The 24,490-nt window shown below is 68.5% G+C and carries 17 protein-coding genes; 4 read left to right on the top strand and 13 right to left on the bottom strand.

The window, feature by feature from the left end; genetic code table 11:
• Positions 1-415 precede the first annotated feature (415 nt).
• From OG858_RS40500 to OG858_RS40485, 3 genes are all read right to left on the bottom strand, one after another.
• Positions 416-2,923, bottom strand: a complete 2,508-nt coding sequence (locus tag OG858_RS40500; RefSeq protein ID WP_327747924.1) for a SpoIIE family protein phosphatase — start codon at positions 2,921-2,923, stop codon at positions 416-418.
• A 908-nt stretch (positions 2,924-3,831) separates the two neighbouring features.
• Positions 3,832-5,250: a Re/Si-specific NAD(P)(+) transhydrogenase subunit beta gene (gene pntB / locus OG858_RS40490; protein ID WP_327725613.1), complete on the bottom strand. Its 1,419-nt coding sequence runs from the start codon at positions 5,248-5,250 to the stop codon at positions 3,832-3,834.
• Between the two features lie 6 nt (positions 5,251-5,256).
• A complete protein-coding gene (locus OG858_RS40485) occupies positions 5,257-6,810 on the bottom strand; it encodes a Re/Si-specific NAD(P)(+) transhydrogenase subunit alpha (protein ID WP_455681698.1) in 1,554 nt (517 codons plus the stop codon).
• A gap of 181 nt (positions 6,811-6,991) precedes the next feature.
• On the opposite strand from OG858_RS40485, the gene OG858_RS40480 reads away from it, so the two are divergent.
• The 4 genes from OG858_RS40480 (at position 6,992) to moaA (ending at position 12,452) form a co-directional block, all read left to right on the top strand.
• Positions 6,992-7,777: an electron transfer flavoprotein subunit beta/FixA family protein gene (locus tag OG858_RS40480; RefSeq protein ID WP_028796744.1), complete on the top strand. Its 786-nt coding sequence runs from the start codon at positions 6,992-6,994 to the stop codon at positions 7,775-7,777.
• An 83-nt stretch (positions 7,778-7,860) separates the two neighbouring features.
• Entirely contained in the window at positions 7,861-8,823 is a 963-nt protein-coding gene (locus OG858_RS40475) for an electron transfer flavoprotein subunit alpha/FixB family protein (RefSeq protein WP_046917103.1), read from the top strand.
• Between the two features lie 78 nt (positions 8,824-8,901).
• Positions 8,902-11,172, top strand: coding sequence for a (Fe-S)-binding protein (locus OG858_RS40470; RefSeq protein WP_327747926.1), 2,271 nt, complete (start codon positions 8,902-8,904; stop codon positions 11,170-11,172).
• A 290-nt stretch (positions 11,173-11,462) separates the two neighbouring features.
• Positions 11,463-12,452 carry a GTP 3',8-cyclase MoaA gene (gene moaA, locus OG858_RS40465; RefSeq protein ID WP_327745470.1) on the top strand — a complete coding sequence of 330 codons (990 nt, stop codon included), beginning with the start codon at positions 11,463-11,465 and terminating at the stop codon, positions 12,450-12,452.
• A 344-nt stretch (positions 12,453-12,796) separates the two neighbouring features.
• On the opposite strand, the gene OG858_RS40460 is transcribed toward moaA, so the two are convergent.
• The 10 genes from OG858_RS40460 to OG858_RS40415 all read right to left on the bottom strand — a co-directional run bounded on the left by OG858_RS40460 (position 12,797) and on the right by OG858_RS40415 (position 24,103).
• Positions 12,797-13,600: an enoyl-CoA hydratase/isomerase family protein gene (locus OG858_RS40460; protein WP_328543935.1), complete on the bottom strand. Its 804-nt coding sequence runs from the start codon at positions 13,598-13,600 to the stop codon at positions 12,797-12,799.
• Positions 13,593-15,212 (bottom strand): class I adenylate-forming enzyme family protein, encoded by a 1,620-nt coding sequence (locus OG858_RS40455; RefSeq protein WP_327745468.1) that lies wholly within the window; start codon positions 15,210-15,212, stop codon positions 13,593-13,595. Before OG858_RS40455 ends, OG858_RS40460 begins: the two co-directional genes overlap by 8 nt.
• A 4-nt stretch (positions 15,213-15,216) precedes the next feature.
• On the bottom strand, positions 15,217-15,996 hold the full coding sequence (locus OG858_RS40450; protein WP_327745467.1) for an SDR family oxidoreductase: 780 nt from the start codon (positions 15,994-15,996) through the stop codon (positions 15,217-15,219).
• A 73-nt stretch (positions 15,997-16,069) separates the two neighbouring features.
• Positions 16,070-16,819 carry an SDR family NAD(P)-dependent oxidoreductase gene (locus tag OG858_RS40445; protein ID WP_327725605.1) on the bottom strand — a complete coding sequence of 250 codons (750 nt, stop codon included), beginning with the start codon at positions 16,817-16,819 and terminating at the stop codon, positions 16,070-16,072.
• A 68-nt stretch (positions 16,820-16,887) separates the two neighbouring features.
• The gene (locus tag OG858_RS40440) at positions 16,888-17,241 is read right to left on the bottom strand and encodes a carboxymuconolactone decarboxylase family protein (protein ID WP_327725604.1); all 354 of its coding nucleotides are present in this window, start codon (positions 17,239-17,241) and stop codon (positions 16,888-16,890) included.
• Between the two features lie 2 nt (positions 17,242-17,243).
• Positions 17,244-18,083 (bottom strand): aspartate/glutamate racemase family protein, encoded by an 840-nt coding sequence (locus OG858_RS40435; RefSeq protein WP_327725603.1) that lies wholly within the window; start codon positions 18,081-18,083, stop codon positions 17,244-17,246.
• A 30-nt stretch (positions 18,084-18,113) separates the two neighbouring features.
• Positions 18,114-19,076, bottom strand: a complete 963-nt coding sequence (locus tag OG858_RS40430; RefSeq protein ID WP_327725602.1) for an NAD-dependent epimerase/dehydratase family protein — start codon at positions 19,074-19,076, stop codon at positions 18,114-18,116.
• Positions 19,073-20,287 (bottom strand): acetyl-CoA C-acetyltransferase, encoded by a 1,215-nt coding sequence (locus OG858_RS40425; protein WP_327725601.1) that lies wholly within the window; start codon positions 20,285-20,287, stop codon positions 19,073-19,075. The genes OG858_RS40430 and OG858_RS40425 overlap by 4 nt, the downstream gene beginning before the upstream one ends.
• 24 nt (positions 20,288-20,311) lie before the next feature.
• Positions 20,312-21,055, bottom strand: a complete 744-nt coding sequence (locus OG858_RS40420; protein ID WP_327725600.1) for an SDR family NAD(P)-dependent oxidoreductase — start codon at positions 21,053-21,055, stop codon at positions 20,312-20,314.
• Positions 21,056-21,592: 537 nt separating this feature from the next.
• A complete protein-coding gene (locus OG858_RS40415) occupies positions 21,593-24,103 on the bottom strand; it encodes a SpoIIE family protein phosphatase (RefSeq protein WP_327747928.1) in 2,511 nt (836 codons plus the stop codon).
• Positions 24,104-24,490: the final 387 nt, after the last annotated feature.

Here is a 24,490-nt window from a genome sequence, read left to right as displayed (position 1 = left end):
CGCCGCGCACGGCTGGGAAACCCCTCGTGGCCTACGTCGCCTGAGGGCGAGGCCGGGTTGTGGCGCGGGGAGACTTCCCTCGTGAGAGTCCGGCGACGGGTCTCGATCACCGCGATGTGCTGCTACCGGCCCCGCATCCACCCGCCTGTCAACGGGGCATGTACGAGCTTCTCCTCGCGGGACTACCGCGACCTCTTGTTCCGCCCACCTGCGACTCGGCGCCCCAGGTGTAGTTGACGAGACCGGTAAGAGGGCACTCGACAGCAGGCTCCCCCGGAAGCCGGTGCGACCCTTGGCATGCTCTCCGATCAGGCTTGCGGCACCGCCCCACTCCATCGACGCCGGGCGTCGATCACCCGCTGCGGGCCCTGTCGGAGGGGGACAGGGCTGGACCGGCGGCAGGCCAAGGGCGGATTCATGGCCCCGAACAGGCTGAGACGGCGCCGTTTCCTGACGAAGGGAGCTCCTCCTGCGCGTCCCCAACGAACGGGCCAGGATTCGGCGCCGCATCCGGCAGCGCCTGCTCGGCCCAGATGGTCTTTCCGGTGGACGACTGGCGGGTGCCCCAGCCCTGAGTGAGCTGGGCCACGAGAAGGAGCCCGCGGCCACCCTCGTCGAAGACCCGGGCACGGCGCAGGTGAGGGGCTGTATTGCTTGCGTCGGTGACTTCGCAGATCAGCGTGCGGTCATGGATCAGACGCAACTGGATAGGCGGTTCGCCGTACCGGATGGCGTTGGTGACCAGCTCGCTGACCACCAACTCGGTGGCGAAGAGAGCCTCTTCGAGTCCCCATTCAGCAACTTGAGCGGAGACGTTCTTGCGGGCCTGGGCCACGGCTGCGGGATCGGCCGGTATGTCCCAGGTGGCGACCTGTCCGGCGTCCAGGGCGTTGGGGTGGGCGATCAGCAGGGCGATGTCGTCCTGAGGGCGATCGGGCAACAGGACTTCGAGCACCGTGTCGCATGCCTCGTCCAGGGACCGTGCAGGCCAGGTGAGCGCCTGACGCAGCATGTCGAGTCCTTGGTCGATGTCGCGGTCCCGAGCCTCGACGAGTCCGTCGGTGTAGAGGACCAACAGGCTGCCCTCGTCCAGTTCCACCTCGGCCGATTCGAAGGGCAGGCCGCCCAGGCCCAGCGGTGGACCTGCCGGGAGGTCGAGGAGGCCGACAGTTCCCCCGGGAGTGACCACGAAGGGCAGTGGATGCCCCGCGCGCGCCAGGGTGCAACGGCGGGAGACCGGGTCGTAGACCGCGTAGAGACAGGTGGCGCCGACGATGTCCGGATCGGCATCAGGGTCGTACTCCCCGTCGGCATCCTCGTCGGCGAGGCGAGTGACAAGGTCGTCGAGGTGGGTCAGCAGTTCGTCAGGTGGGAGATCCACGTCAGCCAGGGTTCGCACCGCGGTACGCAGGCGGCCCATAGTGGCGGATGCCTGGATGCCGTGGCCGACCACGTCGCCGACCACCAGCGCCACCCGCGCTCCGGAGAGCGGGATGACGTCGAACCAGTCGCCGCCCACGCCGGCCCGGGGGTCGGCGGGAAGGTAACGGGACGCGACCTCGACCGCCGCCTGCCGTGGCAGCCGTCGAGGCAGAAGACTGCGCTGCAGGGTGAGAGCCGTGCTCCGCTCACGGGTGTAGCGACGGGCGTTGTCGATGCAGAGCCCGGCGCGGGCCGTGATCTCCTCGGCGAGCAGCAGGTCGTCGGGGTCGAACGCCTCCTGAAGCTGGCGGCGGCCGAAGACGGCCGCCCCCAGGGTCTCCCCGCGTGCGCGCATCGGAACCACCAACAAGTGGAACGCCGATCGCCGTGCCTCACCGTCCGCTGTGTCATGATCCGCAGATGGGCTGCCGGGGGAGTCCGACTCCGTCATCGGGCGCAAGACGGTGCGCCCGGTCCCCAGGCATTCGGCCTGGGGTGACCCCTGCGAATATGTCCTCAGGTCGTCCACCGCGAAGGGAATCTCAGGGCAGCTCTCGGTGACCGACGCATGGGCGAGATGACGGAGCGCGACAGGCGCGATCGTCCGCAACGGGTAGGGCGGTCCGCAGTCACCGTGACGCGGGGTGAGTATGTCGACACTGACGAAGTCCGCGAGCCCTCGAACGGCGACGTCGACGAGTTCCTGTGCGGTGCGCACCATGTCCAGGGTGCTGCCGATACTCGCGCTCGCCTCGTTGAGCAACTGGAGCCGCTTCCGCGCCCAGTACTGCTGCGTCTCATCGTGCGCACTGACACACACGGCGTCCACCGCGCCGCCGGCGTCTTTCACCGGGGCGAGGGAGACCGCCCATGCCTGGTGGTGGCGGCCCTGGCCCGGCGTACGGACGACATTCTCCCGATGCTGTGGCCTGCCAGTCTCCAGCACCTCACGGATGGCTTTGTCGGTAGCCTCCATATCAGGGTGGGGAACGATCTCCGACATGCGCAGCCCACACATCTCTGCCTGTGTGAGACCGAAAGCCCTTTCCATTTCGACATTCGCCAGCCGCATGCGCTGGTTACTGCCGTAGATCGCAATGGCGCAGGACTGCTGGGCGAGAGTCCGCTCCAGCAGAGCGACGTCACCTTCAGGACTGGCCTTGCCCATGACAGGCGACATGACCAGCCAGTCGCTCTCCGTTTGGCCCTCGGACAGCCGGTGATGCGCCAGCAACCTGGCCTCCACACTGTGACCGTCCCGGTGTCGCAGCCGGACCGTCCCGTGCCACCTGGCCTGATCCGCCCCTGGGACCCGGTCCGCCAGGGAACGCAGCAATGATTCAGACAGGTCTTCCGCAAGCAGGAGACCGGCGGCCTGTCCCACAACTTCTGCGGCCGTGTAACCCAACAGCCGACGGGCCTCTGCACTCCAGCCCGTCACGGTTCCCCGGCCATCGATGATGGCTGAGGCGGTGTAGCCGCCAGCAGTATCGGAGTCCATGGTCCTATTCCCTCCCACCGCAGGAGGCCTTAGCCATGCAACTCAGGGGCCTCAACGGTGAGCCGTATACAGCCAGCATGCGCCTCGGGGCGGCGAAAGCTCAATGTCGGGGCAGTGTGCGTTGATCGAGCCGATGATCACTGCCTGGAAAAACGGGACAGAGTGAGCTGGCCGGCGACGGGAGTCCCCAGAACCTGTGATCTCCGGGACGTCGTGAACACACCTCGCCTATGCCACTAGCCGGGGGCGGACGCTGATCGACCGCAGACCCTACTTGCCCGAGCGCTCCTGGTGCGCTGACGCCGGGCACACGCGGCGGGGATACCCGACGAGGTGCGGTTCCAGACCAAACCCCGCCTGGCCTGGAAGATGATCGCCGCCGCGCTGGACGCCGGAATACGGGCACCGTGGGTGACCGGCGACCTCATGGCACCCGCACATCACCCTCGCCATGCTCGCCTTGGCCTTCTGACTGCCCGCGCCTCCGACGCAGCCCCCGAGCGGCCCGCCAGCACGCACCACCTGGTCCACAGCCGCGATCCGATCACGCTGGCCGCCGTCCCGGAAATCCGCCACCTGCTCGGCGCCGCCCGCAACTCACCGGCCATGGCTGCGGCCAGGCTCTGCACTGGTCAAACTGGGGCAGACGCCACCAGGCCACAGCCCGGCGCAGCCACGGACCACCAGCGAACCCACTGGGCAGATCACGAAACCACACTGGAGTACTACCGGTAACTGGGGTTTCTTGGAGGAAGAGTTCCTTGCCAAACACGAGGGCGGCGCCCAGCCTGCGCACCTCGGCTCTGTCGAGACCGGCCCTGGCGGCCCGGTGCGGGTTGAGGGGATTTCGGGAAAGGCAGCGTGATGGATATCAGATGAGGCCGCGTCAGCGGCCGACCGAAACGGCGTCAGAGTGCGCGGAGGATGTCCTCGACACGCTCCTTGGCGTCGCCGAACAGCATCGCCGAGTTCTCCCGGAAGAACAGCGGGTTCTGCACGCCGGCGTAACCGGAGGCCATGGACCGCTTGAAGACCACGACGTTGTCGGCATCCCAGACCCGCAGTACCGGCATACCGGCGATCGGGCTGCCGGGGTCGTCCATCGCCGACGGGTTGACAGTGTCGTTGGCGCCAATGACGAGCACCACCGACGTGCCGTCGAAGTCGTCGTTGATCTCGTCCATCTCCAGCACGATGTCGTAGGGCACTCTGGCCTCGGCCAGCAACACATTCATGTGGCCGGGGAGCCGCCCGGCGACCGGATGAATCCCGAAGCGGACGTCCTTGCCCTTCTCCCTCAAGATGCGGGTCAGTTCGGCCACACCGTGCTGCGCCTGCGCGACCGCCATACCGTAGCCGGGGGTGATGATCACTGAGTCGGCGCCGGTGAGCATCTCTGCGACGCCTTCGGCACCGATCTCGCGGTGCTCGCCGTAGTCCTGGTCACCGCCCGGTCCCGCCTCGATCCCGAAGCCACCGGCGATCACGGAGATGAAGGACCGGTTCATCGCCTTACACATGATGTAGGACAGGTACGCGCCGGAGGAACCGACCAAGGCACCCGTGATGATCAGCAGGTCGTTCTCCAGGAGGAAACCCGACGCGGCCGCGGCCCAGCCGGAGTAGCTGTTCAGCATGGACACCACGACCGGCATGTCACCGCCGCCGATCGAGGCCACCAGGTGCCACCCGAGCAGCAATGCGATCGCGGTGACCGCCACCAGAAGCCAGAAACTCGGCTCGATCACGAACCAGGTGGTCAGCACGGCGAACGCAAGGAGGGCGCCGACGTTGAGGGCGTTCTTGCCGGGAAGCGTCAGCGGCGCGGACTTCATCCGTGCGGACAGCTTGAGGAAGGCCACGACGGAACCGGTGAACGTCACCGCGCCGATGAACACGCCGACGAACACCTCGGCATGGTGAATGCCCAGTGTGTCCGTGACGCGCAGCGCCTGCGCTCCGCTGCCGTCGAGGTCCGCCTCGACGTGGAGGTATCCGTTCCAGCCGACCATGACCGCGGCCAGCCCAACAAAGCTGTGCAGGAGCGCGATCAGCTCCGGCATACCGGTCATCTCCACCGCCTTGGCCCGTCGGAGCCCGATGAGGGCACCGACGGCGGTGGCGCCGATCAGCAGGCCGAGGCCAGAGTTCTCCAGGTCCTGGTCGATGGCCAGCGCGACCGTCGCGATCAGCGCCACCGTCATGCCGACGATGCCGAAGGTATTGCCGGCCTTGGCGGTTTCGTGTCTCGACAGGCCCGCCAGGGCCAGGATGAACAGCAGTGCCGAGACGATGTATGCCGCCTGTGCGGCGGTGTCGACAGCCATGCGGAGTCAGCTCCTGGAGAACATGGCGAGCATGCGCCGGGTGACGGCGAACCCACCGAATATGTTGATGGCGGCGAGCAGGATCGCGACGGACGAGACGGCCGTGATCGCCGTGTCCCCGTGGCCGATCTGCAGCAGCGCCCCGACCACGATGACGCCGGAGATCGCGTTGGTCACCGACATCAGCGGAGTGTGCAGGGCATGGTGCACATGCCCGATCACGTAGTAGCCGACCACGATCGCGAGAGCGAAGACGGTCAGATGGCCCTGGAGTGCGCGCGGCGACAGCGCGGCCGTCACGAACAGCAGTGCGCCGACCGCCGCGACCGCCGTGAACCGCTTGGCGGGGGAGATGACTCGCGGAGCCGCGCTCTCGTCCCGAACCGGCGTCGCCGCAGGCGCCGCCGTCGGAGTCACCGACACCTGCACCGGCGGCGGAGGCCAGGTCAGCTCCCCCTTACGTACCACGGTCATCGAACGCTGCACGACATCGTCGAAGTCCAGCACCAGCGTGCCGTCCTTGTCCGGCGTCAGCAGCTTCATGAGGTTGACCAGGTTGGTGCCATACAGCTGGGAGGCCTGGGCGGGAAGCCGGCCCGCGAGGTCGGTGTAGCCGATGATGGTCACCCCGTTGTCGGTGACCACCTTGTGACCCGCGACGGAGCCCGCCACGTTGCCGCCGTTGGACGCGGCCATGTCCACGATCACGCTGCCCGGCTTCATGTCGGCCACCATCTCGGCGGTGATCAGTCGCGGCGCCGGCCTCCCTGGGATGAGGGCGGTGGTGATGACGATGTCGACGTCCTGACACTGCGTGGCGTACAGCTCTACCTCACGCGCCTTGTAGCCGTCCCCCATCTCTCTGGCGTATCCGGTCGCGCTGACCGCCGCCTCGGGGGACTCGATCGCCAGGTACTCGCCCCCGAGTGACCTGACCTGGTCGGCCACCTCCGGTCGCGGGTCGGTGGCACGCACCACCGCGCCCAGACTGCCGGCGGCGCCGATCGCCGCGAGGCCGGCGACACCGGCACCGGCGACCAGCACCTTGGCCGGAGGTACCTTGCCCGCGGCCGTGACCTGGCCGGTGAAGAACCGGCCGAACGCATGGGCCGCCTCGACCACGGCTCGGTAGCCGGCGATGTTGGCCATCGAGGACAGCACGTCCAGCGACTGGGCACGCGAGATTCGCGGTACGGCGTCCATGGCGAGCACGGTGATCGGCCGGCCGGCCAGGTCCTCCACTCGGTCGGGCTTCCCCGCCAGCCCCAACTGGCTGACGAGCGTGGCACCTTCGCGCAGCCCGTCCAGCTGTTCCGCCGACGGCGGGTTTACCCCGAACACGATGTCGGCCGCCAGGGGATCACCGATGGTGGCGCCCGCCTCGGCGTACGCGTCGTCGGGAAAGCTCGATGCCGCACCCGCACCCGGCTCGACCACCACTTCGTAGCCGAGCTTCAGCAGCTGCGCGGCGGTCGTTGGCGTGGTCGCGACCCGCGACTCGCCCGGTTTGGACTCCTTCACCACACCGATGAGCACGGCGACCTCCTTCACGTCCGGCACGCCAGGTGTCGAGGCATCCACGGGCGTTGGCGTGCGGCCGCCCAGCCACGGCCGATGCGTCGGTCCGTACCGGTGCCCTGGAAGCAGTCAGTATTGATCTAACAAGAATTTAAATGTCATACTCTTCTCGCATTGTCAATAAAGTACGCCACTGTAGAGATCGTTTATGAAGGGGCATGCCTTGAGCTTGAGGATCGTTGTCACTGTGAAGTACGTGCCCGACGCCACTGGCGACCGGCACTTCGCCGATGACCTGACCGTCGACCGTGACGACGTGGACGGCCTGCTCTCCGAGCTGGACGAGTACGCGGTGGAGCAGGCGCTGCAGATCGCCGACGAGGCCGACGACGCCGAGATCACCGTGCTGACCGTGGGTCCGGAGGACGCCAAGGACGCGCTGCGCAAGGCGCTGTCGATGGGCGCCGACAAGGCGATCCACGTCGAGGACGACGACCTGCACGGCACCGATGCCCTCGGCACCTCCCTGGTGCTGGCCAAGGCGATCGAGAAGGCCGGCTACGACCTGGTGATCTCCGGCATGGCCTCCACCGACGGCACGATGGGTGTCGTCCCGGCGCTGCTGGCCGAGCGTCTGGGTGTCCCGCAGGTCACGCTGCTCTCCGAGATCTCCGTCGAGGACGGCACGGTCAAGGGCCGCCGTGACGGCGACGCCGCGAGCGAGCAGCTTCAGGCCTCCCTGCCGGCCGTGGTCTCGGTCACCGACCAGTCGGGCGAGGCGCGTTACCCGTCCTTCAAGGGCATCATGGCGGCGAAGAAGAAGCCGGTGCAGTCCTGGGACCTGTCCGACCTCGACATCGAGGCCGAAGAGGTCGGCCTGGAGGGCGCCTGGACGGCTGTCGACTCCGCGGCCCAGCGCCCGGCGCGCACCGCCGGAACGATCGTCAAGGACGAGGGCGAGGGCGGCAAGCAGCTCGCCGAGTTCCTCGCGGGCCAGAAGTTCATCTAGCCCCTGCGGCCCGCCGCGGCCCACGGCCCGGCTGAGGCCCGCCCCTCCCCTCAAGCCTTCGCAATCCGCAGGAGAGCAATCCCATGGCTGAAGTTCTCGTCTACGTCGACCACGTGGACGGCGCCGTCCGCAAGCCCACCCTGGAGCTGCTGACCCTGGCCCGCCGCATCGGCGAGCCCGTCGCCGTCGCCCTCGGTTCCGGTGCCGCCGACACGGCCGCCGCCCTCGCCGAGCACGGTGCGGTCAAGGTCCTCACGCACGACGCCGCCGAGTACGCCGACTACCTCGTCGTCCCCAAGGTCGACGCGCTGCAGGCCGCGTACGAGGCCGTGTCCCCGGCCGCCGTTCTCGTCCCCTCCTCCGCCGAGGGCAAGGAGATCGCCGCCCGCCTGGCGCTGCGCATCGGTTCCGGCATCATCACCGACGCCGTCGACCTCGAAGCGTCCGACGAGGGCCCGGTGGCCACCCAGTCGGTGTTCGCGGCCTCCTTCACCACCAAGTCCCGGGTCGCCAAGGGCACCCCGGTCATCACCGTCAAGCCCAACTCCGCCGCCGTCGAGGCCGCCCCAGCCGCCGGTGCGGTCGAGGCCCTCGCGGTGACGTTCGGCGCGCTGGCCACCGGCACCAAGGTCACCGGCCGCACCCCGCGCGAGTCGACCGGGCGTCCGGAGCTGACCGAGGCCGCGATCGTCGTCTCCGGCGGCCGCGGCGTCAACGGCAGCGAGAACTTCGCGCTCATCGAATCCCTCGCCGACTCCCTCGGCGCGGCCGTGGGCGCCTCCCGCGCCGCCGTGGACGCCGGCTGGTACCCGCACACCAACCAGGTCGGCCAGACCGGCAAGTCCGTCTCCCCGCAGCTGTACATCGCCAACGGCATCTCCGGCGCCATCCAGCACCGCGCCGGCATGCAGACCTCCAAGACCATCGTGGCCGTCAACAAGGACGCCGAGGCCCCGATCTTCGACCTCGTCGACTACGGCGTCGTCGGCGACCTCTTCGACGTCGTCCCCCAGCTCACCGAGGAGATCAACGCCCGCAAGGGCTGAGACGTGCGCCCAACTCTGTACACAGCGCTCGCGGGCGCGAGACAGCCCGTCCGGAAACGCTGAGGAAGTGATCCCCCAATGCAACTCGCCGCGATCATCGTGTCGCTGGTCCTGACCGTGGTCGGCGTTGCGCTCATCGCCCGAGCCGTGGCGCAGATCTACCGGTTCGTGAAGCTCGGTCAGCCGGTACCGGCGGGCAGCCGTACGGACGACCCGAAGGCGCGCTCGATCACCCTGGCCAAGGAGTTCCTCGGCCACACCCGGATGAACCGGTGGGGGATCGTCGGCTTCGCCCACTGGTTCGTCGCGATCGGCTTCCTGACGCTGCCGCCGACCCTCGCCCAGGCGTACGGCCAGCTGTTCCAGGCGGACTGGACGCTGCCGGTGATCGGCGGCTTCCTGCCGTTCGAGATGTACATCGAGTTCATCGGTGTGATGACGATCCTCGGCATCCTGGTGCTGATCGCCATCCGGCTGCTCAACCTGCCCTCCCGGGCCGGCCGCAAGTCGCGTTTCGCGGGCTCCAAGGCCTGGCAGGCGTACTTCGTCGAGTACGTCATCCTCACCATCGGCCTCGCGATCTACACGCTGCGCGGCCTTGAGGGCGCCATCCACCACGTGGACCACTACGAGGCCGGGTACTTCGCCTCGTACCCGCTGGTCCTCGCCTTCAAGGACATCGACCCCTCCACCCTCCAGAACCTGGTGTACTTCACCGCGATGATCAAGATCGGCGTCTCGCTGATCTGGATGATCACGGTCTCGCTGAACACCAACATGGGTGTCGCCTGGCACCGTTTCCTCGGCTTCCCGAACATCTGGTTCAAGCGCAACGCCGACGGCGCCACCGCGCTGGGCGGACTGCAGCCGATGACCTCCGGCGGCAAGCCGATCGACTTCACCGACCCCGGTGACGACGACGTCTTCGGTGTGTCCCAGGTCGAGCAGTTCTCCTGGAAGGGCATCCTCGACTTCTCCACCTGTACCGAGTGCGGTCGCTGTCAGTCGCAGTGCCCGGCCTGGAACACCGGCAAGCCGCTGTCCCCCAAGCTGCTGATCATGTCGCTGCGGGACCACGCGCACGCCAAGGCCCCCTACCTCCTCGCCGGTGGCGGCAAGACCATGGAGGGCGAGGAGAAGGCGTCCGAGGAGCAGCTCAAGGACGTGCCCGCAGCCGCCCTCGCCGAGGCCGAGCGGCCGCTGATCGGGACCGTCGAGGAGAACGGCGTCATCGACCCCGACGTCCTGTGGTCCTGCACGACCTGCGGTGCCTGTGTCGAGCAGTGCCCCGTCGACATCGAGCATGTCGACCACATCGTCGACATGCGCCGCTACCAGGTGATGATCGAGTCCGCGTTCCCGTCCGAGGCGGGCACGATGCTCAAGAACCTGGAGAAGAAGGGCAACCCCTGGGGCCTGGCGAAGAAGCAGCGCCTGGAGTGGCTCAAGGAGGTCGAGTTCGAGGTCCCGGTCGTCGGCAAGGACATCGAGGACCTCTCCGAGGTCGAGTACCTGTACTGGGTCGGCTGCGCCGGCGCGCTGGAGGACCGGGCCAAGAAGACCACCAAGGCCTTCGCGGAGCTGCTCCACATGGCGGGCGTCAAGTTCGCCATCATGGGCGGCGACGAGAAGTGCACCGGTGACTCCGCCCGCCGCCTCGGCAACGAGCCCCTGTTCCAGGAGCTCGGCATGGAGAACGTCGCCGCGCTGAACATGGCCTTCGGCGAGGACGACGAGGACGAGTCGACGAAGAAGCCCAAGTCGGCCAAGAAGATCGTCGCCACCTGCCCGCACTGCCTCAACACCCTCGGCAACGAGTACCCGCAGCTCGGCGGCGACTACGAGGTCATCCACCACACCCAGCTGCTCCAGCACCTCATCGACGAGGGCAAGCTGATCCCGGTGACCCCGGTCGAGGGCCTGATCACCTACCACGACCCCTGCTACCTGGGCCGGCACAACAAGATCTACACGCCCCCGCGCGAGATCATGTCCGCCGTCCCGGGCCTGCGTCAGCAGGAGATGCACCGCCACAAGGAGCGCGGCTTCTGCTGTGGCGCCGGTGGCGCGCGGATGTGGATGGAGGAGCGGATCGGCAAGCGCATCAACAACGAGCGCGTCGACGAGGCCCTCTCCCTCAACCCGGACATCGTCTCCACCGCCTGCCCGTTCTGCCTCGTCATGCTGACCGACTCGGTCAACGGCAAGAAGAACGAAGGCAAGGCCAAGGAGTCCATCACGGTCGTCGACGTCGCCCAGCTGCTCCTGGAGTCCGTCAAGACCACAGCACACTCCACTAACACCTGGCCCGCGACCACGAAGCCCTCCCCGCCCGTGCCCGAGCCATAACGCACCTCCTAATGACAAAACGTCAGGGAAAACTGAGCGCGCCTCGAGCTGCGCCGCAGCCAGGGACAAGAAACTCCCTCCCACCGCAGTCTTGCGCGATGGCATGCTGGCGGGCAGTCGGTGATTGCTTGCCGAGCCCAGCATCCGTCGGACACTGAGCCCAGCGAGCGCAACAGCATCCCGACGTCATGGAAGTGACGACGCGGGAAGCGGCAATGCAATTACTTCACTGTCAGACGGCAATTCTGACCTGCAAGGGCCTTGTGTTCGGTACGACGAGGGGGGCGCACGTGCTCATCGACACCTACGGCCGGGTGGCCACCGACCTGAGGGTCTCGCTGACCGACCGGTGCAATCTGCGCTGCACGTACTGCATGCCCGAGGAGGGCCTGCAGTGGCTGGCCAAGCCCGACCTGCTCAGCGACGACGAGATCGTCCGCCTCATCGACATAGCCGTCCGCACCCTGGGCATCACGGAGGTCCGCTTCACCGGCGGCGAGCCGCTGCTGCGCCCCGGCCTGGTCGGCATCGTGGAGCGCGTGGCGGCCCTCGCCCCCCGCCCCCAGATGTCCCTCACCACCAACGGCATCGGCCTCAAGCGCACGGCGACGGCCCTGAAGGCGGCCGGCCTGGACCGGGTGAACGTCTCCCTGGACACCATCCGCCCGGACGTCTTCAAGACCCTCACCCGCCGCGACCGCCACCAGGACGTCCTCGAAGGCCTGGCCGCCGCCCGCGACGCCGGCCTGACCCCCGTCAAGGTCAACTCGGTCCTGATGCCGGGCCTGAACGAGAACGAGGCCCCCGACCTCCTGGCCTGGGCCGTGGAACACGACTACGAGCTGCGCTTCATCGAGCAGATGCCCCTGGACGCCCAGCACGGCTGGAAGCGCGACGGCATGGTCACGGCGGGCGACATCCTGACCTCCCTGCGCACCCGTTTCGAGCTGACCCCCGAGGGCCAGGACGAGCGTGGCTCGGCCCCGGCGGAACGCTGGCTGGTCGACGGCGGTCCGCACCGCGTCGGCGTCATCGCCTCCGTCACCCGCCCGTTCTGCTCGGCCTGCGACCGCACCCGCCTCACCGCCGACGGCCAGGTCCGCACCTGCCTGTTCGCCCGTGAGGAGACCGACCTCCGCGCCGCGCTGCGCTCCGGCGCCCCGGACGAGGAGATCGCCCGGATCTGGCGCCTGGCGATGTGGGGCAAGAAGGCAGGAGCCGGGCTGGACGATCCGTCCTTCGTCCAGCCCGACAGACCCATGTCGGCAATCGGCGGCTGATCAGCATCGTGGGCCGCACCGCCAAAAGCGGTGATGCTTCAACGACGGCAGCTTCTCACCGGCAACTCATGTTTACCCGTCCCGGTTGCGCCGCTGCGCCCTGAGCGGCGTGCTCCCCAGCGGTGTTACGGCGAGGAGCGCGACGCGCGCGAGGAGTGTCGGAAGGCTGATACGAAAGTCCCGTGTACGCCGAGCTGCGGCTGTTCACCCCCGAGTGCGCCAAGCCAGCCGATCACCGACCGCAACTCAGCTACGCGCTCAGGTCGCCTCCCGCATGCACGGGCCCTGACTGGCGCGCCGTCTTCCACGGCGCGCATGCGAGCCTGCCCAATGACCTGAAGCAATCAACCGCGCTGTGCCGTCGCGAGACTGAACCTTTCCATGACGGCAACGATGCGTTCTCTGACCTCGGGGCGCGCGATCAGTGCGATGTTCGCGGCGAGGCTGTCGCGCAGGGCTGTCTCGAAGGCCGGTGTCGAGGCACCGCGGGCGATACCTTTGACCCGCGCGAAAGTCTCGACGGGCCCGTGAGCCATGTCCGACGCCCACCGCAATGCGCAGGCATCCAGCTCGTCGGGCTCGCACACCTCGTTCACGATGCCGAGGCCGAGAGCCCGGTCGGCGTTGACAAAGGCGCCCGATGCCAGCAGAGCGGTGGCGGCTGGCAGGCCCGCCACCAGGGGCAGCAGGTAGGCGCCGCCGGCCACCGGAACCATCCCTAGGTTGACGTAGCTCTCAGCGAAACGCGCGGTGGAAGCGGCTACGCGCACGTCACAGGCCAGACCGAAGTCGAGCCCACCGGCCGTGGCCGCGCCGTTGAACGCGGCGACGATCGGCTTCGGGGCGCCCCAGATGAGGCGGACCGTGCGTTGCACAGCGGGCATCCACACGTCGGCGAGGTAGTCCATCAGGCCGTCGGCGCCGTCGCCGTGGTACACGTCGAACATCTCCCGGACGTCGGCCCCGGCGCAGAACACCGAACCCGTCCCGGTCAGCACGACCGCTTTGACCCCGTTCGTGTCGCACAGCCTCTGGACGGCGTCACCGAGTTCCGTAACGACGGCCGGCGTCACCGAGTTGCCACGCTCCGGACGGTTCAGCCGCACCGAACCGATCACGTCCGCACCGTCGACCACGACCTCATCCACGAGGGGTCACCACCTTTGTCACGTTGGCAGGGACGTGGGTGGGATCCGCCACCCACGCGCGGAGCATCCGCTTGATGTCACCGCGAGCGATCTTGGACTCGCCGGAGGCCCGAGGAATCGGGTCGCTCGAGAGGTAGACGTGGCGGGGATTCTTGAATCCGGCCAGTTTGCCGCGCACCCAATCCGTGAGCTCCTCCGCCTTGAGGGCGTCGAGGTCGGGCGCGTGGACCAGCGCCGCCGGGGTCTCGCCCCACTGCTCGTCGGGAACGCCCACCACGACGGCCTCACGCACTCCGGGGTGCTCTTCAAATGCACGTTCGATCTCGACAGGCTGGATGTTGGTGCCGCCGGTGATGATCGTCTCGCTGGCGCGGCCGACGATGAAGACGCGGCCCTCCTCGTCGAAGTGACCCAGGTCCGAGGTGCGCCACCAACCGTCGGAAAGAAGGCGGTCGGCGTGCTCGGCCTCGGCGCCGAGGAGCGCCGTAGTGATGCTCGGGGTGCGGATCACCAGCTCTCCCTGAATGCCGGGCGCTACCTCCTCGATCACCTCACCGCCGACGAGGAGGGAGAACTCCACGCCGGGAACAGGCCGGCCGATGGAGGGCCACAGCTCGGGTGTCCTCATCTCCTGCCGACTGAGCAGGGTGGTGGACGCGGGTGCCTCCGTCTGCCCCCAGCACTGGAGCAGTGCGTCCGTGTGTTCGCCGACAATCTCGAGCGCCGGAAGGGCGGCGGGTTCACCGGCAAGCATCAGGCAGGAGAGCTGTGCCTCACGCAGCAGCGGGAGTTCGTCGGAAGCGCTGATCCGGCGCAGCATGGTGGGAACGGCGAACATCCAGTCGATCCGCTCGTCCTTGATCACCCGGAGTGTCTCGTCCGCGTCGAACCGCGGAAGGACCACGTTCGTACCCCCGCACAGCAGCGTGGGCAGGACGCTCCATCCGCCTGCGTACACCAGGGGCGCCACCTGCAGGGTTCGGGGAGCGAGTGTCGGTCCACTCGTGCTCATCACCCAGGTGTTGCCGAGGATCGCCGCGCGTGCCCCGCGGTGCGAGATCGCGATGCCCTTGGGCCGTCCCGTCGAACCGGAGCTGAACCTGATGTGGTAAAGGTCGTCTGGACCCACGTGGACCCGTGGCCGCAGTGGCGAGCCCGCGGCGGCCAGGGCGTCGAATGAACGCCAGCCCGGCCGTTCGCCCAGGACGACCTTCAGGAGTTCGTCACCGTCGACGACCTCGTCGACAGCGGCGGCAGCCAGGCCGTCCGCGACCACAAGGCGGACGTCGGCGAGCTCCATGCACCGGCGGAGCTCGTGCGGCGTGAACCGGTGGTTGAGCGGGACCTTGACCAGTCCCGCCTTCAGCAGCGCGAACTCGAGCACCACGTACTCGACGTGGTTCTGCGCGACGTAGGCCACCCGGTCGCCAGGGGCCAGCCCGAGGCCGATGAAGGCGTTGGCCAGCCGGTTCGATGCCTCGGTCAGGCTGGCGACGGTGAGCCGGTGCCGGCCGTCGGATCCCTCGACTGCAACGGAGTGGCGGGGCCGGCGCTCGATCTGGCTCATGAGCTGGACGACCGTCTGCGCCGCGACGTTCATTGCGGTGGTCATGGTGTCAGCCCTGCCCGAAGGACATCGGCATCGTGGCGAGCGACAGCCCGCCGTCGACGACGATCGTCTGGCCGTTGATGGCCGCGCTGCGCGGGGAACAGAGAAACGCCATGACCTCGGCGACCTCTTCCGGTGTGGGGTAGGCACCGGAGGGTGTCTGGGCCAGCCAGTGGCGTTCGTAGTCCTCCCAGGCCTCGCCGGCGTAGTACCGGAAGGAATCGGTGTCGATGGGCCCCGGGCAGACTCCGACGGCGGTGATGCCGCGGCTGCCCAGTTCGATCGCGAAGTACTTCACGATCGTCTCCATGGCCGCCTTGGCGGCGCCGAGGAGTCCGTGGCCCGGGAGGACGCGGAAGCTGTCCCATCCGGAGACGGCGACGATCCTCCCGCCGGGCGGCATGTGCTGGGCGCCGGCGCGCGCCAGATCGAGGAAGCCCTGGACCGTGATGCCCATCGTCTTGGCTATGTGATGGGAGTGGATCTGCGTCAGTGGCTTGAACGCGCTGGCCGCCGCATTGGCGACGATGACGTCGATCTTCCCGAATCGGTCGGCCACGGTCTCCACGAGCGCCTCGACGGCTTCGGTGTCCGAGATGTCGGCCTGCACGGCCAGGGCTCTGCCGCCGGCTTCCTCGACACGGGCGACGGTCTGTTCCGCCGCCTCGGCGTCGCGCCGGTAGTTGACGACGACGTTGGCGCCTTCGCCGCCAAGCCGGAGCGCGAGGCGCTGTCCCATGCCACGAGAGCCACCCGTGATGATGATCGTCTTGCTGTCGAGTTCCATGGTGTCCTCACCATCGGGAGTTGTCCGTACGTGCCGCCGCAGGCCGCGCCGCACTCGTGATGTGTGTCCGGGTCTACGACCCCATGGTCAGACCGCCGCCCACGCACAGGGTCTGGCCGGTGATGTAGCTCGCGTCGTCGAGCGCGAGGAAGGTGAGGGCGGCGGCGACTTCCTCGGGCTCTCCCGCCCTGCGCAGCGGGACCCCCCGAACGATCTTCGACAGCAGTGAGTCCCCGCCCTGGCTCTCCAGCAGTGGCGTTGCGGTGATCCCGGGGGCCACCGCGTTGACCCTGATGCCGTGGCGGGCCCACTCGCGGGCGAGTGACTTGACCAGCGCGATGACGCCCGCCTTGGCCGCGGAGTAGACCGTTTCACCCGATGTTCCCACCGTGCCCGCCTCGGACGAGGTGAGAACGATGCTGCCGCCATGCTCACGCAGCACCCTTCCCGCCGCCGCCGCGAGGTAGATGCTCGACATCAGGTTCACGTCGATGATGCGTCGCCAATAGTCGGGCGACTCCTCCAGGAACGGTGTGATGGCCGTCCAGCCCACGGTGGAGATCACGTGGTCGACGCGTCCCAGTGCATCGACGGCTTCCTCGAGCATGCGGTCACAGGCTTCCGGGTCGGTCGCGTCCCACTGCCTGTCACCCAGGGCGACGATGTTCGAGTGCTCCTTCGCCAGCGTCTGGACGGCCTCGGCGTTCAGATCGGCTACGGCGGTGATGATGCCCGTGTCCGCCAAGCGCAGGGCCGTGGCCCGTCCGATGCCGGAGCCGGCGCCCACCACGAGAGCCTTCTTCGGCTGATTGACGTCGGCCATGATGTCCTCCTGTCGATGCCTTCGGCCTTCCGAAGGGGGCGTTGCGGGTAGTGGGACAACGTTTCCGGTCACTTCAGCTCGTCGTGCGCCCAGCTGAGCGCTTCGACGACCGGGACCAGGCCCATGGCTGTGCCAAGCATGAGGATGACGACCTGCTCGATCTCCTCCAGCGTCGCGCCCGCGTCCTTGGCGCGGGTGCAGTGGACGCGGAACCCGCCCTCGTTGCGGGTGACGGCGAAGCCTGTCAGCAGACAGAGTTCGCGCTGCTTCGCGTCCAACGTGCCGTGCGCGTCGGCCGCGTGACGCAGGCCTCGGAACGCGTCCGCCACGGCGTCCGAGGTCTCCCTCAGCCGGTCGAGGTTGGACACGAAGGTGTCCTGCTTGCTCAGGGGGTAGACCGGCGGTCCGATGGGCTGGGGCATGCTCATTCCTTCTCCTCCGGGGCCTCGGTGGCGGGGTCTGCGAGCCGGGCCAGCGCGGGCAGCCCATAACTCTCGGCGTATTCGGCCGCCGCTGCCCCGATCACGTCGGTGGGGGCCTTGGCGTACAGGCGTCGCCGGCTGACGAAGGAACCCGCCGCGGCACGGATCCGTACCGCCGACTCGGTCATGGCCAGCAGGGTCGCAGTGCCGTCGAGGATGGGCGCGCCATCCACCTCGCGCAGACCGACGGAGTTGAGGAACGCCGTGATACGGCCGCCCGCCGGGATGATGACCTCGGCCCCGCGGGCCATGGTCGCCCGGGCCGCCGCCAGGAACGAGTCGGTGGCCCTCTTGCGGCCCTCGTCGTCCGAGAAGCAGGCGTCCAGCTCGTGCGGGGTGAGGTCCATGCACTCGATGCCGGCCAGTCGTTCGCGCAGCCCGTACTTGGCGACGTTCTCCTCGAAGCGTCCCCCGAAGTAGGGGTTGACGCCCACCAGGGCGAACTTGCTGCCCATGAGGCACGCGGTCAACATCGAGGTCTCCCCGTAGCCGAGCACGGGGATGTCGACCATGGAGCGGGCCTCGCGCAGCGCGGGGTCCAGGATGTTCCCGATCGCGACCGCGTCGAAGCCGGACTGCTCCGCGTCCAGCACGGAATCCAGGATCGACACGGAGTCGAGGGCCTCCCAGAACCGGAAGCTGTCGATGCGTCCGACCCGGGCCCCCCTCAGTTCGACCTCGGTGCCTTCGGAGACGAAGTCATCGATGTACCGGCGCAGGAACGGGAAGTAGTTCGAGGAGTACGTGGCGTTGGACAGACTCAGATACAGGATGCGGGTCACAGGGTTCGTCTTCCGATCTCTGGGTTCCGGTCACTGGGCTCGGTCTACGCCCTTGACGTCTTCGCGGTACCAGTCGACGAACTCCCGCAGGCCGCTGATCAGGTCAGTCGTCGCGGTGAGGCCCAGCACCGAGGCCAGTCTCCCGGCGCTGACGTACTGATACCTGGTGCGCTCGTCACGCCACTCGATGGCACCCGGGTCACCGCCGTGGATACGCACGAGCTCCGTGTAGAGCTCCTCCGCCGTGACCGGCGGTCCGACGACATTGACCGCCGTGCGCTCGACACCGACCACCTCGACCGCGCGGAGGGTGGCCAGCGCCGCGTCGTGGACATGGACGAGGGCGTGCACGGCGTCCCGTTGCCACGGCACCGACGGGCGCTCACCCCGGTCGAGCGCGTCGAGGATGTCGATCAGGATGCCGGCATTGGAGTCACGGTTGGCCCGTGGTCCGTAGATCGTGCCGTAGCGGAGGATGATGTACGGGGCGCCACCGGCCTGGGCGAAGGCCTCCGCGAAAGCCTCCGCGGCCAGTTTACTCGCCGCGTACATGCTCAGGCCGCGACGGATCGATGCCTGGTCCTCGGTGAACGGGGGCGCGGCAGGGTCGTCGAAGGGGCCGTAGACGCTGTGGGTCGACCCGAGCACCAGGCGCTCGACACCGTGCTGGGCCGACAGGCTCACCAGGTCGTATGCCGCGCCCACGTTCACGTCGTGTGCGGCGCGCGGTGTCGTCGAGGAGGCCTGGGTGCGGACCGCTGCGAGGTGGATGACCGTGTCGCTCGCGCTGACGGCCGTGTCGAGTGCCGCGGTGTCACGCAGGTCCATGGGCAGGAACTCGACATGCTTCAGGGCGGCCAGTGCTTCAGCCCGCTCGGTGCACACTACATCCGTGGCCACCACGTCGTAGTGGCCGGCGGCGCTGAGTTGCTCGACCACGTGCGAGCCGAGGAATCCGGCGGCCCCGGTCACCAGGACGCGTCGCCGGCTCATCGCGCGACCCGCTCGAAGATCGCCGCGATCCCCTGGCCGCCGCCGATGCACATGGTCTCCATCCCGTAACGCGCGTCGCGTCGGTCGAGTTCCCGCAGCAGGTTCGCGAGGATCCGGCCGCCGGTGGCGCCGATGGGGTGGCCGAGGGAGATGCCCGAACCGTTGACGTTGACCCGCTCCAGGTCGTCACTGCCGAGTTTCCACTCGCGCAGACAGGCGAGCACCTGGGCGGCGAAGGCCTCGTTGAGCTCGACCAGGTCGAGATCGGACCACTGGAGCCCGGCTCGTTCGAGCGCTCGCTGCGCCGCGGGTACGGGCCCTATACCCATACGGTGCGGCTCCACCCCGGCTAGCGACCAGCTCACCAGCCGGGCGTATGCACGCAGTCCGAGCTGCTCGGCGCGCTGCGGCGTGGTCACTATGGCGACGGCGGCCGCGTCGTTCTGGCCACTGGAGTTGCCCGCGGTCACGGTCGCCCCGTCGATGGTGCCCTCGAGCAGCGGCCGTAGCCGGGCCAGCGACTCAACCGTGGTCCCCGGCCGAGGGTGCTCGTCGGCGGTGACCGTGAGGTCGTCTCCCTTGCGAGCGGGCACCGCGACCGGGATCGTCTCGTCGGCGAAGAGGCCACGCTCCATCGCGCTGACGGCGCGGGCGTGCGAGCGGACCGCCCACTCGTCCTGTTCCGTGCGGCTGATGCCGTACTCGGCGCGTAGGTTCTCAGCGGTTTCGATCATCCCGCCGGACACGGGGAAGCGTCGGCCGCCCGAGTTGCCACGCGGCTGGGCAAGCCGGTCGAGCAGCTGGGGTTGGCGCCCCTGGTTCCATCGCATACCGGGGATGTAGTACTCGGCCTGGCTCATGCTTTCCGCGCCTCCCGCCAGCACGAGTTGCGAGCCGCCGGTCGCCACCTGCATACAGGCGTAGATCACGGCCTGCAGCCCCGATCCGCACCGCCTGTCGATCTGCAGGCCCGGAACGGTGATGTCCAGGCCCGCGTCCAGGGCGGCGATCCTGCCGATGGCCGCTGCCTCTCCGTTGGCGTAGCCCTGACCGAAGATCACGTCGTCGATGGCGTCGGCGGTGACGCCGGTGCGGTCGACGAGGCCTTTGACCACCGTGGCGGCGAGGTGTGTGACCGGTACGTCCCTGAACACGCCCCCATAGCGCCCGACCGGGGTGCGGACAGGCTCACAGATGACGGCATCGAACATTGGTACGGCTCCTTTGGGGCGTGGTCAGACGCTGGATTCTCCGCCGTCGATGGCGATGGTCTGCCCCGTCAGGAAATCCGGGGCGTCGAGGGACAGGTAGGTCACGAGATCGGCGAGTTCCTCCGGCCGCCCCATACGTCGGGCGGGGATCCTCCGCACCACCTTGGCCACCGCTGCCTCGTCGTCACGCAGTTCGGCGTTGATGTCCGTCGCGAAATAGCCCGGCGCCACAGCGTTCACCTGCGCTCCGAACTTCGCCCATTCCGCGGCCGCGGCACGGGTGAAGTTGATGACGGCACCCTTCGACGCGCCGTAGGCGGTGAACCCGGGCCGACCGAGCAGCCCGAACACCGAGGCGACGTTGATCGCTCGACCGGAACCCGTGGACACGAAGTGCCGGGCCGCCGCCCGGCTGCACAAGAACATGCCGCGCACGTTGATGTCGAAGATACGGTCCCAGTCGCCCTCGGTCATGTCGGCGAGTTGCACCTGCGCGGTGACACCGGCGTTGTTGACGAGGACGTCCAGACGCCCGTACTCCTCCAGGCAGGTGTCGAAGAGGGCCTGGACCGACGCGGCGTCGGAGACATCGGTCGGCACGGCCAGCGCGGTGCCGCCCTCGTCGAGCACGGCTTCCCGGACTTCCGCCAGATGCTCGGGGGTACGTCCGGCGAGGACGACGGCGACCTTGCGGCGGGCCAGGCTGTGGGCGACGGCGCGGCCGAGGCCTCGGCCCGCGCCCGTGACGATGGCTACCTGTGTGGACATGCCCACAAGATGTCTGACATTCAACCCACTGTCAAGATGTAAGCGAGTGCTTCCACAGTCAATCGCGTTGGCGTCTTAGCAGGTCGCGGCGCATCGAACCCGGCAGGCCTCCCCAGCCGACCGCGCCCAACGGTTCCAGCTCGCCGAGAAGGCGAGGCCCAGGCGGGCGTGGCGCGCCGTATTGAGTGGCCCTCACTCAGGCATTCGCGAGCAGAAAAAGAGAACGCCTGCCGTCGCCAGGATCTGCTCACTACCTCCTGGCCTACGGCGCGGCACGCGGGCTGTCGGCCCGCTTCTGGCTGTGCACGCAACGGCGTCCCTAGTTGCTCACTCTCAAAGGCGTCGCGATGAGCGTGCGACTGACAGGCGACCGGCCGAGTCAGCCCCCACACGCTGGTGGGGTCGGTGCAGTAAAGGGCACAAGCTGGGGCCTTCGGTTCCGTACCGGGCACGCCCCTCCGGTGGCCCGGGACCGCATGTGCTCGACGCCAAAGACGAAGCCGGCTCCCTGCTGAACGATTCTACGTTTCCCGCGGATCAGCCCGTCCGGAGGTCTACCGCTTCGTCCATCCGCGCACCCGGCGTCTCGGCAGGAGGCAGAGGCTGTTCGGCCCAGATGGTCTTGCCGTCGTGGGTGTAGCGGGTGCCCCAGCGGGAGGCGAGCTGAGCGACCAGGAAGAGGCCGCGACCTCCCTCGTCGGTGGTCCGGGCATGGCGCAGGTGCGGGGCACTGAGGCTGCTGTCGGAGACTTCGCAGATGAGCGTTCGGGTGTGGATGAGACGCATCGCGATTGGACCACGTGCATGCCGGATGGCGTTGGTGACCAGCTCGCTGACGATGAGTTCGGTGGTAAGAGCGAGCCGTTCCAGGCCCCATTCGGCGAGCTGGCGGGTGGCGAGGGATCGAGCCTGGGCCACCAAGGCCGGGTCGGCCGCCAGCTGGAAGGAGGCGACCCGGTCCGCTGGCAGGGCACGGGTGCGGGCGAGGAGCAGGGCCACGTCGTCGGAGCGGCGTTCGGCGACGAGGGTGGACATCACCGCGTCACCCAGCTGCTCCAGCGGTCGGCCAGGACCGGCCAGCACGCGGGCCAGCCGGTCCAGCGCGGCGTCGACGTCGCGCCCCGGGTCCTGGATGAGACCGTCCGTGTACAGCGCGAGCAGACTGCCCTCAGGGAGTTGGTACTCGGCGGTTTCGAAAGGCAGGCTGCCCAGGCCGAGCGGCGGGCCCGGCGGGACGGCATCGAGGAACTCCACAGCTCCGTCGGGGCGTACCAGGGCGGGTGGGGGGTGCCCGGCGCGCGCGAAGGTGCACAGGCGGGAGACCGGGTCATAGACGGCGTACAGACAGCTGGCGCCCTGACAGTCGGGATCCTCCTCAGCCAGGCGGACGACGAGATCGTCGAGGTGGGCGAGGACCTCGTCGGGGTCGAGGTCGAGATCCGCCAGGGTGTGGACAGCGGTGCGCAGGCGCCCCATGATGGCCGCCGCATGCAGGCCGTGCCCGGTGACGTCGCCGACCAGCAGGGCGACCCGGGCACCGGACAGGGACAGGACATCGAACCAGTCCCCGCCGGCGCTGGCGTGGTCGGCGGCGGGCAAGTACCGGTAGGCGGTATCCACCGCAGGAGAGTCAGGCAGTTCGCGCGGCAGCAGGCTGCGCTGCAGAGCGAGAGCGGTGGTGTGTTCGCGGGTGTAGCGGCGGGCATTGTCGATACACACCGCTGCACGCGAACAGAAGTCCTCGGCCAGGGCCAGAGTCCCCTCATCATACTGAGGGGAGTCGCGGTGACGAGCGAAGACAGCCACACCAAGCGTGATCCCGCGTGCCCGCAGCGGCACGACCATCGCCGAGCGGATGCCGGACGCACGTATCTTCTCGACGATGCGCGGATCGAAGGTGGACTGCTCGCCGTCGTCCAGCTTCCGCATGAGTTCCGGTCGCCCGCCCACCAGGCACCGAGCCTGTGGTGTGCCCGGGGAAAACGTCACCCTCTCGCTCATGACATACGCGGCCTCCGGATTCCCCGGCCGCACCGATCGGACTCCCGACCGGCGAAGCAGCGCCGGCGCGGCCACGGGCACGGGAGCCGGCTCCTCCCCGCGCACCGTGGCCTCCAGCAGGTCGACGACGGCGAAGTCCGCCAGCCCGGGAACGGCCACGTCGGCCAGTTCCTGCGCGGTGCGCTCCACATCCAGCGTGGTGCCCATCCGCGCCCCGGCCTCGGTCAGCAGTTCCAGCCGCTCCTGGGCCCGATAGCCTTCGGTGACGTCGACGAACGTCTGGCACATACCGAGGACGTGGCCGGCCGAGTCCGTCAGCCGGAACGATGAGGAGGACCACATGCCCTCGCGCTCCACGTCCGACGGGAGTCGACCGCGCACCGGGAAACCGATCTCCGGTTCGCCGGTGTCCCGCACCCGGCGCAGGCGCTCCTCGGCTATCTGGAAGTCGATCTCCGGTGCGACCTCATAGTTGCGGCGCCCGATGATCCGCTCGGCTGGCAGGCCCAGATCCCGCATGGCCACGGCATTGACCGCGCGAAATTTCAGATCGGTGCCCACAACGGTGATCGAGATCGGGGCCTGTTCGAACAGCGCTTTGAGGACCGCCTGATCGAACTCCGACCGCTCCACCTGCCGCACGTCGGCGGCGCCGACCGACCAGCCGGCCTGCCCCTGACCCCCTAGTACGGGACGCACGCGCAGCGCGACCCGGACCACATGCCCGTCTCGGTGTCTCATGGCCAGCACACCGTCCCAGCCCTGCCCGGCTCCACCCCGTCTACGGCCGGCTGCCAGCGCCGCTTCGCGGTCCGCCGGGGTGATCAGCAGATCCACCGCAGGCGTTCCATAGATCTCTCTCGCCCGATAGCCGAGGAGAGATTCCGCCTCCGGACTCCACAAGGAGATGCCGCCCTGGCCATCCACGACCGCAGTGGCCGTACAAGGCCCCTGCAATACATTTCCCGGTCCTGCGCCGAGGTACCGGGAAGCCGTTGGTGCACCCATCCATATCAGCCCATTTCTGGCCATGCCGTCACCTCTCATGGTAGTGACTTAGCGGCGCCGTACTCGCGGAGGCCGTCCCGGATCCGCGCGCCAACCGTCAGCGAAGGAGAAATACCTCCTCGGCTTGGGGGCGAGCGGCCACGGCGAGAGGGCGACGCCCGTACGCTCGCGCCGCTCTGTGCGGATCCCCCCGCCCGCAACGGCCGGATCCCGCCGCGAAATCCGCAGGCCCACTTCTGGCGGTCGGCTTGAGCCCCGGGCCGCCCAATGAATACGGCCGCAGGCCAGGATCGCATGCACACTTGCCTTTGTCTGACAGTTGACCGACTGAAGGCCCAGGGCTAGATTCGCGAGGTGGGCAGCAGTTCCATGCCATTCGCCGAGTCGTCCTCGTACCGGTCCGGCCGTCTCACGGCCGCTTCTTCC

Origin of the sequence: Streptomyces europaeiscabiei (assembly GCF_036346855.1) — a bacterium.
Lineage (GTDB): Bacteria > Actinomycetota > Actinomycetes > Streptomycetales > Streptomycetaceae > Streptomyces > Streptomyces europaeiscabiei.
The sequence above is the reverse complement of the archived record's forward strand: the minus strand, read 5'-3'. Positions and strand labels throughout refer to the sequence as shown.